The 11,244-nt window shown below is 39.2% G+C and carries 15 protein-coding genes; all 15 read left to right on the plus strand.

The window, feature by feature from the left end; genetic code table 11:
* Window positions 1–86 precede the first annotated feature (86 nt).
* The gene (locus V7112_RS13470; RefSeq protein ID WP_335420512.1) at window positions 87–608 is read left to right on the plus strand and encodes a YqhR family membrane protein; all 522 of its coding nucleotides are present in this window, start codon (window positions 87–89) and stop codon (window positions 606–608) included.
* A gap of 67 nt (window positions 609–675) precedes the next feature.
* Window positions 676–1,125 carry a type II 3-dehydroquinate dehydratase gene (aroQ, locus tag V7112_RS13475; protein WP_335420514.1) on the plus strand — a complete coding sequence of 150 codons (450 nt, stop codon included), beginning with the start codon at window positions 676–678 and terminating at the stop codon, window positions 1,123–1,125.
* The gene (locus tag V7112_RS13480; RefSeq protein WP_335420518.1) at window positions 1,118–2,179 is read left to right on the plus strand and encodes a M24 family metallopeptidase; all 1,062 of its coding nucleotides are present in this window, start codon (window positions 1,118–1,120) and stop codon (window positions 2,177–2,179) included. Before aroQ ends, V7112_RS13480 begins: the two co-directional genes overlap by 8 nt.
* 39 nt (window positions 2,180–2,218) lie before the next feature.
* Complete coding sequence (gene efp / locus V7112_RS13485; protein WP_335420520.1) at window positions 2,219–2,776, plus strand: elongation factor P; 558 nt, start codon at window positions 2,219–2,221, stop codon at window positions 2,774–2,776.
* Between the two features lie 261 nt (window positions 2,777–3,037).
* Window positions 3,038–3,319, plus strand: coding sequence for a YqhV family protein (locus V7112_RS13490; protein WP_335420523.1), 282 nt, complete (start codon window positions 3,038–3,040; stop codon window positions 3,317–3,319).
* Window positions 3,320–3,637: 318 nt separating this feature from the next.
* On the plus strand, window positions 3,638–4,561 hold the full coding sequence (gene spoIIIAA / locus V7112_RS13495; RefSeq protein ID WP_335420526.1) for a stage III sporulation protein AA: 924 nt from the start codon (window positions 3,638–3,640) through the stop codon (window positions 4,559–4,561).
* Window positions 4,562–5,077 carry a stage III sporulation protein SpoIIIAB gene (gene spoIIIAB / locus V7112_RS13500; protein ID WP_335420529.1) on the plus strand — a complete coding sequence of 172 codons (516 nt, stop codon included), beginning with the start codon at window positions 4,562–4,564 and terminating at the stop codon, window positions 5,075–5,077.
* A gap of 15 nt (window positions 5,078–5,092) precedes the next feature.
* On the plus strand, window positions 5,093–5,299 hold the full coding sequence (gene spoIIIAC, locus V7112_RS13505) for a stage III sporulation protein AC (protein WP_010284588.1): 207 nt from the start codon (window positions 5,093–5,095) through the stop codon (window positions 5,297–5,299).
* 14 nt (window positions 5,300–5,313) lie between these two features.
* The gene (spoIIIAD, locus tag V7112_RS13510; protein WP_335420607.1) at window positions 5,314–5,703 is read left to right on the plus strand and encodes a stage III sporulation protein AD; all 390 of its coding nucleotides are present in this window, start codon (window positions 5,314–5,316) and stop codon (window positions 5,701–5,703) included.
* A 36-nt stretch (window positions 5,704–5,739) separates the two neighbouring features.
* Window positions 5,740–6,936, plus strand: a complete 1,197-nt coding sequence (gene spoIIIAE / locus V7112_RS13515) for a stage III sporulation protein AE (RefSeq protein ID WP_335420531.1) — start codon at window positions 5,740–5,742, stop codon at window positions 6,934–6,936.
* Between the two features lie 164 nt (window positions 6,937–7,100).
* Window positions 7,101–7,796 (plus strand): stage III sporulation protein AF, encoded by a 696-nt coding sequence (gene spoIIIAF, locus V7112_RS13520; RefSeq protein ID WP_335420534.1) that lies wholly within the window; start codon window positions 7,101–7,103, stop codon window positions 7,794–7,796.
* A complete protein-coding gene (gene spoIIIAG, locus V7112_RS13525) occupies window positions 7,797–8,468 on the plus strand; it encodes a stage III sporulation protein AG (RefSeq protein WP_335420537.1) in 672 nt (223 codons plus the stop codon).
* Window position 8,469: 1 nt separating this feature from the next.
* Window positions 8,470–9,066, plus strand: a complete 597-nt coding sequence (locus tag V7112_RS13530) for a SpoIIIAH-like family protein (protein ID WP_335420540.1) — start codon at window positions 8,470–8,472, stop codon at window positions 9,064–9,066.
* A 247-nt stretch (window positions 9,067–9,313) separates the two neighbouring features.
* Window positions 9,314–9,814 (plus strand): acetyl-CoA carboxylase biotin carboxyl carrier protein, encoded by a 501-nt coding sequence (gene accB, locus V7112_RS13535; protein ID WP_335420543.1) that lies wholly within the window; start codon window positions 9,314–9,316, stop codon window positions 9,812–9,814.
* A gap of 15 nt (window positions 9,815–9,829) precedes the next feature.
* Window positions 9,830–11,179, plus strand: coding sequence for an acetyl-CoA carboxylase biotin carboxylase subunit (accC, locus tag V7112_RS13540; protein ID WP_335420546.1), 1,350 nt, complete (start codon window positions 9,830–9,832; stop codon window positions 11,177–11,179).
* The last annotated feature ends 65 nt before the right edge of the window (window positions 11,180–11,244 follow it).

Here is an 11,244-nt window from a genome sequence, read left to right on the forward strand (position 1 = left end):
GTGGGCCTAAAAAATCTGGGCGGCAAATACGCCAAAGCGTATTTGATAAAGTTTCGGGACATACTAGCAAATGGAGGTGTTAGCCTATGGTAGATGCTGAAAAAAAGAATCCAGAACTTGAACAAAATAAAAAAGATGGTGAGATGTCTTTAATCGGCAAGGTTGTGGTGATAGGCTTGTTCGGAGGCATTTTTTGGAGTTTGCTGTCCTATTTTACGTATGTGTTTCATTTTACAGAACTGAGCCCTAACCTTATCCTTAAACCGTGGATCCTTGGTGATTGGAAAAATCGCGTGTTAGGTCAATTTATTGGAATTTTTGTGATTGGAATCCTATCAATTGGTGTAGCCCTTTTATATTATGCTTTGCTAAAAAAGTTTCAGTCCATTTGGGTTGGTGCGGGGTTTGGCATTGTTTTATGGTTAATTGTCTTTTATGTGTTTAATCCAATTTTTCCGGATATTAAAACCGTTGCCGAACTAAAGCGTAATACAGTTATTACTACAATATGCTTTTATATTCTATATGGTGTCTTTATTGGTTACTCGATTTCATTTGAGGAAAACGAAATGAAGGGGGAAAGGCAAGCAGTCTCTACAAATGAGTAGGTAAATGAGGGGAAATTATGATAGAATGTTCTTGTTCGAACATTCTATTTTTAAAGGAGTTTTACATATGAAAAAAATACTCCTTATTAACGGGCCTAATTTAAACCGACTCGGATTGCGGGAGCCACATATTTATGGAAGTGTTACACTTGCAGATGTGGAGAAAAATTTGACTGAGTTTGCCGTAACTCAAAATGCTGAACTTGATTGTTTCCAATCCAATCATGAAGGTGCGATTATTGATGCCATTCATGAGGCAGAAGGAAAATACGATGGAATCGTGATGAATCCTGCTGCATTCACCCATTATAGCTATGCCATCCGCGATGCGATCGCAGGGGTCACAGTGCCTGTAATGGAAATACATATTTCAAATATTCATAAGCGTGAAGAGTTTCGACACACATCAGTCATAGCTCCTGTGACAATTGGACAAATTGTCGGAGTAGGTGTCTATGGCTACAAACTTGCTCTACTAGCAATGTTAGAGCACTTAGGGGGAAAGCTAGATGAGTAAATTAGAAAAATTACGAGAAAGTTTTTCTGGCTTTGGAATCGATGGTTTATTAGTGACCAATAGCTTCAACAGACGTTACATAACAAATTTCACGGGTACAGCCGGGGTTGCCCTCATTTCTGAAAAAGCTTCCGTTTTTATTACAGATTTTCGCTATGTGGAGCAAGCAAATGAACAAGTGAAGGAATTTGAGATTGTGCAACATTCAGGTCCAATCATTGAAGAGGTAGCTAAACAAGCTGAAAAAATGGGAATTAAAAAGCTTGGATTTGAGCAAGAGGACTTATCATATGCGACATATACAGCATATGACAAAGAAGTGAATGCTGAACTTGTTCCAATTTCAGGTGCAATTGAAAACTTACGCTTGATTAAGACAGAATCAGAGATTAAGATATTAAAGGAAGCTGCGGAGATAGCTGACGCCGCTTTTACATATATCTTAGATGTAATTCGTCCTGGTATTACAGAAATTGAAGTTTCAACCGAGTTAGAATTCTTTATGCGTAAACAAGGAGCAATATCATCTTCATTCGACACAATTGTTGCATCAGGCTATCGGTCTGCATTACCGCATGGGGTAGCAAGTGACAAAGTGATTGAAAAAGGAGATTTTGTAACGCTTGATTTTGGTGCATATTATAAAGGATACTGTTCTGATATTACACGTACCGTTGCTGTTGGTACTCCTAGCGATGAACTAAAAAATATTTATGATGTTGTTTTAGAGGCTCAACTTCGTGGAATGGCAGGCATCAAGGCAGGCATCACAGGAAAAGAAGCTGATGCACTAACTCGTGATTACATTGCTGAGAAAGGCTATGGTGAATATTTTGGTCATTCCACCGGTCACGGACTTGGTATGGAAGTGCATGAGCAGCCATCCTTATCATTCCGATCCGATAATGTACTTGAACCAGGGATGATCGTAACCTGTGAACCAGGAATTTACATAGCAGGATTAGGTGGCGTAAGAATTGAAGATGATGTAGTTGTCAGAAAAGATGGCAATGAATCGCTCACATTCTCAAAGAAAGAACTAATTATTCTATAGACAAATGATTGTCGCAATTGAATTAGGAGGAAACAATATATGATTTCAGTTAACGATTTTCGTACAGGTTTGACAATTGAAGTAGACGGTGGAATCTGGAGAGTAATGGATTTCCAACACGTTAAACCAGGAAAAGGTGCTGCATTCGTTCGATCTAAGCTTCGTAACCTACGTACAGGTAACGTGCAAGAGAAAACCTTCCGTGCAGGTGAAAAAGTAGCAAAGGCACAAATCGAAAACCGCAGAATGCAATATTTGTATGCTAACGGCGACTCACATGTATTCATGGATAATGATTCATATGAGCAAATCGAGTTACCAGCATCTGCAATTGAGTATGAGTTAAAGTTCTTGAAAGAAAATATGGAAGTTCATATTATGATGTTCCAAACTGAAACACTTGGAGTAGAGCTTCCAAACACAGTTGAGCTAAAGGTTACTGAAACAGAACCTGGCATTAAAGGGGACACAGCTTCTGGCGGTTCTAAACCAGCTACCCTTGAAACTGGTTTAATTGTACAAGTTCCTTTCTTCATAAATGAAGGTGATGTGTTAATCATTAACACTGATGAAGGATCTTATATATCACGTGCGTAAATAAATAATGTTGAGGACTCACCGTTTGAGGTGGGTTCTTTTTTTTGATATTTTTTTAAGATGAATTAGGGAAAATAACAGGGAAAAGCGAAACCCGCACACCGAAAAGAGGCACAGGTATGGATAAAATCAAGAAAAATCCAAATTCACAAACCCACCTATATTCCACCGCTCCACTCTGCCTCTAAAAAATTTCCTCTTCTGAAAATCCCCCCACAAGCATAGGTTGTACAAAAGAAATTTGATTAGGTGGGGACTACTATGAAACGAATGTTTTCCATGTTTGATACGACAGTTTTAACAATGGCTGGACTGAGGATCATATCAGGATGCTTAGAAATCACGGCGGCTATTTTAATGCTAGTTTTTAATGATGTGAAAAAGGCGTTAGCTGTTAATGCGCTACTTGCAATTGTGGGGCCACTCATTCTAATTTCGACGATGTCGATCGGACTAATTGGATTGACGGATCAGTTGTCTTATTCAAAACTAATATTCATAGGGCTCGGGGTTGCGTTTATATTGTATGGAATCTTCCGATAGATATCAGATGAGTAGGCATAATGTGTCCAAGCTAGCATACATTGAAATATGAGAGATTAACTTTATTCAGTTGAAATCCCTTGCTTTGATAAGTGGAGTAAATGATAAAGAGTGAACAATTTTGGTGGGAGTTCAAAACCATGACTGAATAAAGTTAAAGCCTTCGGTGGATGCCACGATTTTTCAATGGAAATTTTTCGAGCAATTAGATTAAAGACTAAGAACGCCGATGTCTTCGTCTTTATGACCCACTTCCTGTGGGCCTAAAAAGCGGGCGACTAATACCCCAAGGCGCATTTGATAAGAGGAGTTTACTATATGAAAGAAATAGTCGAGGTATTACCAAAATCAATAGCTAGCGTAATTGCCAAGTATCCTCCAGAACGTACAGAAAGAATGGAAGAAATTCGAGTCAGGGTCTCAAGGCCTCTTGAAATCATTGAGAATGGCATTCCGATTTTCCACAATTATACGGTCACAGGCGATGACGCCATACAGCTACTTAATAAGCTAGGACAATACTCAATTTACACACTCGAGGAAGAGCTGAAGCGGGGCTATGTCACCATTCAAGGCGGCCATCGAGTTGGACTAGCTGGTAAAGTCATCACTGAAAATGGAATGGTCAAAGCCATCCGAGATGTAACCTCCTTCAATATTCGGGTTGCCAAACAAAAAATCGGCGTTGCGGAACCACTTGCACCATATCTCTATGACTCGTATTGGAAAAACTCTATCATTATAGGCCCACCGCAAACCGGTAAAACCACGTTATTAAGGGACCTTGCAAGAATGATTAGCACAGGCATCGAAACAAGACGGATTCCCGCAATGAAGGTAGGTATCGTTGATGAGCGTTCTGAGATCGCTGGATGTGTAAAAGGGGTTCCACAAGCATCTCTAGGACCAAGAGTTGATGTGCTTGATGCTTGTCCGAAGGCAGAAGGAATGATGATGATGATCAGGTCGATGAGTCCTGATGTATTAATAGTGGACGAGATTGGTAGAGAGGAAGACAGTCAGGCGATTATGGAGGCTGTTAATGCTGGTGTCAGTTTGATTGTCACTGCACATGGGCATCAGATTTCAGACCTCATGAAGCGACCATCTCTTGAAAAAGTTATCAAAGCGGGAGTTATTGAAAGATTTGTAGAGCTATCGCGCACAAACGGTCCAGGAACTGTAAGAGCAATCCTTGGTCCAAATGGAAAGCAACTTTTACCAAAAGTGAGCGTGACATAGATGATAAAAATAATTGGAGCGATATTTATTTTACTTGCAACAACATGGGCTGGATTTGAGGCGGCACGCCGATTAAGTGATAGGCCTCGCCAGCTGAGGATGCTGAAAACAGCTTTGCAATCGCTAGAAGCGGAAATCATGTATGGACATGTTCCATTAATTGATGTGGCTACTCATCTTTCAAGACAAATTCCGAAGCCCATTTCATATTTTTTCGAAGGGTTTGCAAAACGGCTTCAAACGGGCGATGTCAGTGTAAAGGTAGCTTGGGATGAAAGTCTGAAAGAGGTGTCCAAGTTGACTGCTTTTCATCAAGGAGAAATTGAGATTCTTCAGCAATTTGGTGAAACGCTTGGGCAGCATGACAGAACCTCACAACAGAAGCACATATTACTGGCTATTACCCATCTTGAACGAGAAGAAATCGAAGCAAAGGATAGACAATTGCGTTATGAAAAAATGGTGAAAAGTCTGGGCTTTTTGTCAGGATTATTAGTAGTCATTTTATTGATTTAGGGGGAGAAGAAGCGAATGGGAGTGGATGTAAATATTATTTTTCAAATAGCCGGTGTAGGAATTGTGGTTGCCTTTCTCCATACAATCCTAGATCAGATGGGTAAAAAGGAGTACGCCCAGTGGGTAACATTATTGGGCTTCATCTATATCCTGTTTATGGTTGCAACAATCGTAGAGGACCTCTTTAAAAAGATTAAAGCTGTATTTCTCTTTCAGGGGTAAGGAGGGGATGAGCGATTGAAATTATACAAATCGTTGGATTAGGTTTAATTGGGACCTTTCTAGCTCTCATTGTCAAAGAACAAAAACCAACCTTTGCCTTTATGCTTGTCGTGTTTATTGGATGTGTGATTTTCCTCTTTTTAGTTGGAGAAATTGCTGATATCATTCGGATGCTTGAAAAGGTTGCGATTAACGCAAATGTGAACACTGTTTATGTGGAAACCATTCTTAAAATCATTGGAATTGCCTACATCGCCGAATTTGGAGCACAAATTACAAAGGATGCAGGTCAAGGATCCATTGCCTCAAAGATTGAACTTGGAGGAAAAATTTTAATTTTAGCAATGGCGATACCAATTCTAACCGTTTTAATAGAAACAATCATTGGACTTATTCCTAGTTAAATCCATAGAAACAAGGTTTTCAAGGGGGTGGTTGGCATGACCGGTAGCAGAGCTTTTTCTGTCATAGTTTTATTTCTTTTCTTTTTTTCATTACCTCAATTTGTACAAGCCTCACCCTCACAGCAAGAAATCATCGAAAATCAAATTCAAAATCAGGTTGAGGAGCAGCTTGAAACCCTCGGCATTGACGAAATAAAACAATTTTGGGATGAAATTGTAACGGAATATGGTGGATATTTACCTGAAAGTCAAAAGGGTAGTTTACTAGAATTCATTCGTGGCGAGAAGGAGCTGTCATTGAAGGAATGGCTGCTTGGACTCGTCAAATTCGTGTTCCACGAGTTAATTGCCAATGGAAAGCTTCTTAGCACACTGATCATGCTTACGGTTTTTAGTATGTTTTTACAAACACTGCAAAATTCATTTGAGAAAAGTGCTGTCAGCAAGGTGGCATATTCGATTGTCTACATGGTGTTAATCATCATCGCCTTAAATAGCTTCAGGGTTGCCATCATGTACACGGAGGAAGCCATCCAGTCGATGATAAACTTTATCTTAGCGCTAGTACCTTTATTGCTAGCATTGGTGGCATCATCAGGAGGAATTGCATCAGCGGCATTTTTCCACCCACTAATTTTATTTTTAATGAACACAAGTGGGCTTTTGATTCAATATATCGTTCTACCGCTTTTGTTTATGGCTGCATTACTAAGCATTGTGAGTACTCTAAGCGAGCAGTACAAGGTGACACAACTTGCGCAGTTACTCCGAAATGTGAGTATTGGAATTATTGGTGTATTCTTGACTATTTTTCTTGGGGTTATATCCGTTCAGGGCACCACGACAGCGGTTGCGGACGGAATAACAATTCGGACAGCAAAATTTATTACCGGCAATTTTATACCTGTCATTGGCCGAATGTTCACAGATGCCACCGATACCGTTATAAGCGCATCAGTTATTTTAAAAAATACAGTGGGGATTTTTGGGGTAGTCATTCTTCTGTTAATTGCAGCATTTCCTGCAATCAAGGTGCTGTCCCTAGCGATTATTTATAAGCTGGCAGCGGCACTCTTACAGCCGCTTGGCGGTGGACCTGTCATTGCATGCTTAGATATCATCAGTAAAAGTGTCATTTATATTTTTGCAGCATTAGCAATCGTATCACTGATGTTTTTCCTGAGTATTACGGTCATTGTTGCAGCTGGAAACCTGACATTAATGGTTAGATAGAAAGAAAAGCGCAAGGCGCCTTGCTAGAGGAACATCGACTAACTACTGCCACGTCCTGTGGCAAACGTCGATGTCAGCACTTCCTGTGCAAGTCAAGCATAAGGCGAGCGCTGACAGAAGGTGCTCTTTACCTTCGGAAGCGATTGGCTTAGATCAGAGAGCCGATGGTACCTAGAGCTAGACAATTCGGTTTGGAGGTGAGGACACTGAGTTTTATTGCTGAATGGATAACGAACATTATTTTATTTATTTTACTTGCTACAATTGTGGACATGCTGCTGCCAAGCTCGAGTATGCAAAAATACGTAAAAATGGTAACAGGGCTGTTATTAATCTTAATCATCTTAACTCCGTTGTTCTCCCTTTTTAAATCTGATTTGGATCAGGCCTTGTTAAATATGAACTTAAAGCCGGTTCAAAGTGAAAAAAATCTAGAAAATTTAATAGATTTGAAGAAAAAAGAAATACAAGCCTCACAACGTGCATATATTTTAGAAACAATGGCTGTCCAATTGGAATCTGAAGTGGAAGAGGAGTTGGTGCAAAACGAATATGATTTAACTGTTCAAAAAGTAAATGTATCCCTTTCAAGTGCAATTGACAATAAGGAAATTGTTACTTTGGATGAAATGTTGGATGACATTCAGTCAATCGAGGTGGTGTTATCAAAAGAGACTGCCGCGCCTGATAATGTCCCAGTAGTCAAATCAGTTGAGATTGATACCTCCAAACAGATTGAACCAGTGTATAAAAAAGTAGATCAAACCAACGTCAAAGCAATCACAAAATCATTATCTTCTAGATGGGAAATTGACTCAGAAAAAATCGTAGTCACTGTGGAAGGGGGGGAAGAGTCGTAGATGGATAAGAACAAAGGAATTTTGAACACAATCAAAGGGATGTTCTCTGGGTCTAAGGATGAACTACCGGATAAAAAGGGAAACAAGAAAAACCAATATTTCTTACTTTTATTAGCAGTTGGAATAGCCTTTATGTTAATAAGTAATCTATTTTCAGGTGACAAACCTACATCATCTGTTATGACAGCTTCTTCTTCAGAAGTAAGTGCAAAAGATGAGCCAACGTTTGGACAGCAAAAGGATGACCTAACATTGGCAATCACAAAATATGAGGATCGTTATGAAAACGAGCTCAAAGAGGCACTTGAAGCCATTGCAGGAGTAGAGGATGTAATTGTTTCAGTTAGTGTAGATGCTACGGAAACAAAAATTCTTGAAAAAAACACCGTAACCCAAAGCCAAATCACAAATGAAGAGGACAGGGATGGTGGAAAACGACAAGTTGAGGATATCACAAGCGATGAGCAAGTTGTCATCATCCGCAGTGGTGATTCAGAAACGCCTATCATCCTGAAAATTGAAAAGCCGGAGATTCGAAGTGTTCTAATCGTCGCTAAGGGTGTTGAGAATGCAAAAATAAAACAAATGGTAGTGGAGGCTGTTACAAAAGGATTTGATGTTCCAAATCACAAGGTAGCAGTTGTACCAAGGAAAACGAAGGGGGATTCATAAAATGTTATTGAAAAAGCAAACGGTATGGTTATTAACAATGTTAAGTCTTGTTGTTGTATTATCAGTCTATTATATTACAACACCTGAAAACAACAATAATAATGTGGCAATGGAGCAAGATGAGCAAAAGGACAATGAAAAAGAAAATATGGAAACGTCCACGGATAATAAAGACGGTGCAAGTGTTACTGTAGAGGAAGATGAAAATGGCAATGTCATTTCATCAGTTGCAAGTGATGAATATTTTGCTGAATTACGTCTTCAAGTCGATGAACATCGCAGTAAAATGAGGAGCAATTTGGAAGCACAAACAGCTTCAACAGAGCTTACAGCTGACCAAAAGCTCAAAGCGTGGGATGAATTACAAAAACTTGAAGATATTGCGACAAAAGAAAAAATTATTGAAACAATGATTAAAAGTAATAACTACGAGGATGCTTTGGTTCGCGTAGAAGGAGACAAAATTAAGATCACAGTTAAATCGAAGGACAGCTCAAAGAAGCAAGCTAACGAAATACTACGCCTAGTTCGCAGCGAGTTAGGTGAACTTCAAAATGTTGCTGTACAATTTGAATTAACAGGTGAAAAAGAAAAGTAATACTACCAAAAGCACGGTTTTTAATGACCGTGCTTTTTTATGTTTTTCATAAATAAGTGATTTTGAGGGAAGGTTCTGATATGATTTGATTATCGATTTTAAGGTTTTCGATAAAAAATCTCTGTAAAATATTGAAATGAACCTTTTAAGTATCGTATCATATTAGTATGTGGTACTAATACTAGCAATAAAATGCTGCTCTAAAAATTTGAAATATATTTTGATTTATTTACAAGGAGTGTAACCAATGTTAAAAATCCAAGAGCTACGTGAGCTTATTAAGTTAGTTAATGATTCAAATATTGATGAGTTTTCATTTGAGAGCGAAGGCTCAAAAATTAAAATGAAGAAAAATAAAGAAACGATTGTTCCGACAGTTGTTGAAAGCAAAGTACAAGCACAGTCTGTTGCTCCAGTTGTTACTGAGGTAGCCGTGCCTGCAGCACAACCTGTACAACCACAAGCAAAGCCAGCAGCACCTGTTGCAGCTGAACCCACTGTTGATGAAAACTTACATAAAATTGTTTCACCGATGGTTGGTACTTTCTACTCGTCTCCATCACCAGATGCAGATGTTTATGTTCAAAAGGGTGATAAAGTAAAAGAAGATTCAGTTGTATGTATTGTAGAAGCAATGAAGCTATTCAACGAAATCGAAGCAGAAGTGAATGGAGAAATCGTTGAAATTTTAGTAGAGAATGGTCAGCTTGTGGAGTATGGCCAACCATTATTCCTAGTAAAAGCATAAGTAAGGAGCGACCGTATGTTAAAAAAGATATTAATAGCAAATCGTGGAGAAATTGCAGTTCGAATCATTCGAGCTTGTAAAGAGCTTGGAATTGAAACGGTAGCCGTCTTCTCTGAGGCAGACCGTGAATCACTTCACGTCCAATTAGCAGATGAGGCCTATTGTATTGGTCCTAAATCCTCAAAAGATAGCTATTTAAATTTTACAAATATTATTAGTGTTGCAAAGCTAACAGAAAGTGAAGGTATTCACCCTGGATATGGCTTTTTAGCAGAAAATGCAGATTTCGCAGAGCTTTGCCGTGAAGTAAACCTAACGTTCATTGGCCCAAGTCCTGAAGCGATTAACAAGATGGGAACAAAGGACGTTGCCCGTGAAACGATGAGAGAAGCGGGAGTACCAATCGTGCCGGGTTCTCAAGGTATTATCAAGGATACAGATGATGCGATCGCACTTGCAAATGATATGGGTTACCCTGTTATTATCAAAGCTACTGCCGGTGGCGGTGGTAAAGGGATCCGTGTGGCTAAGGATGAAGAGGAACTTGTTAAAGGTATCAACATCACTCAGCAAGAAGCAGCAACTGCTTTTGGTAACCCCGGCGTTTATATTGAAAAATATATTCAAGATTTCCGCCATGTGGAGATTCAAGTATTAGCTGATAACCACGGAAATGTGATACATTTAGGGGAGAGAGATTGCTCGATTCAACGTCGTTTGCAAAAACTTGTTGAAGAAACACCTTCACCTGCTCTAAATGAAGCAACAAGACAACAAATGGGTGAGGCTGCTGTTAAAGCGGCTCAAGCTGTTGATTACTCAGGTGCAGGTACAATCGAATTTATCTATGATCATAACAATGATAAATTCTATTTCATGGAAATGAATACAAGAATTCAAGTTGAGCATCCCGTTACTGAGATGGTAACTGGCGTAGACTTAATTAAAGAAATGATTCGTGTTGCATCTGGAGAAAAGCTTTCATTAACTCAAAGTGATGTAACATTCAAAGGTTGGGCAATTGAATGCCGAATCAATGCAGAGAATCCAGAGAAGAATTTCATGCCTTCACCTGGGAAAATTGAAATGTATTTACCTCCAGGTGGTTTTGGGGTAAGAGTAGACTCGGCAGTCTATCCAGGCTATTCAATACCTCCATATTATGATTCAATGATTGCTAAGCTCATTACATATGGAGCGACGAGGGAAGAAGCAGTTGCCAGAATGAAGCGTGCTCTTGGCGAATTTGTAATTGAAGGTGTACACACGACGATTCCTTTCCACCTCAAGCTCATGAATCACGAAACATTTGTTGGTGGGGACTTCAATACAAAATTTCTTGAATTATACGAGGTTATGAAGTAGTACAATTAAATACGCTTTGGCGTATTTGCGCCCGATTTTTTAAGGCCCACACGAGGTGGGTCACA

The organism is Bacillus sp. JJ1566 (assembly GCF_036962685.1).
Classification (GTDB): Bacteria; Bacillota; Bacilli; order Bacillales; family Bacillaceae_L; genus Ferdinandcohnia.

Bases quoted from the DNA above. Each gene is read 5' to 3' on its own strand.
- spoIIIAB (WP_335420529.1), top strand. From the start codon at position 4,562: ATGATAAAAATAATTGGAGCGATATTTATTTTACTTGCAACAACATGG.
- accC (WP_335420546.1), top strand. From the start codon at position 9,830: ATGTTAAAAAAGATATTAATAGCAAATCGTGGAGAAATTGCAGTTCGA.
- efp (WP_335420520.1), top strand. From the start codon at position 2,219: ATGATTTCAGTTAACGATTTTCGTACAGGTTTGACAATTGAAGTAGAC.
- V7112_RS13480 (WP_335420518.1), top strand. From the start codon at position 1,118: ATGAGTAAATTAGAAAAATTACGAGAAAGTTTTTCTGGCTTTGGAATC.
- accB (WP_335420543.1), top strand. From the start codon at position 9,314: ATGTTAAAAATCCAAGAGCTACGTGAGCTTATTAAGTTAGTTAATGAT.
- spoIIIAC (WP_010284588.1), top strand. From the start codon at position 5,093: ATGGGAGTGGATGTAAATATTATTTTTCAAATAGCCGGTGTAGGAATT.
- spoIIIAA (WP_335420526.1), top strand. From the start codon at position 3,638: ATGAAAGAAATAGTCGAGGTATTACCAAAATCAATAGCTAGCGTAATT.
- V7112_RS13470 (WP_335420512.1), top strand. From the start codon at position 87: ATGGTAGATGCTGAAAAAAAGAATCCAGAACTTGAACAAAATAAAAAA.
- V7112_RS13490 (WP_335420523.1), top strand. From the start codon at position 3,038: ATGAAACGAATGTTTTCCATGTTTGATACGACAGTTTTAACAATGGCT.
- spoIIIAF (WP_335420534.1), top strand. From the start codon at position 7,101: ATGGTACCTAGAGCTAGACAATTCGGTTTGGAGGTGAGGACACTGAGT.
- spoIIIAE (WP_335420531.1), top strand. From the start codon at position 5,740: ATGACCGGTAGCAGAGCTTTTTCTGTCATAGTTTTATTTCTTTTCTTT.
- V7112_RS13530 (WP_335420540.1), top strand. From the start codon at position 8,470: ATGTTATTGAAAAAGCAAACGGTATGGTTATTAACAATGTTAAGTCTT.
- spoIIIAG (WP_335420537.1), top strand. From the start codon at position 7,797: ATGGATAAGAACAAAGGAATTTTGAACACAATCAAAGGGATGTTCTCT.
- aroQ (WP_335420514.1), top strand. From the start codon at position 676: ATGAAAAAAATACTCCTTATTAACGGGCCTAATTTAAACCGACTCGGA.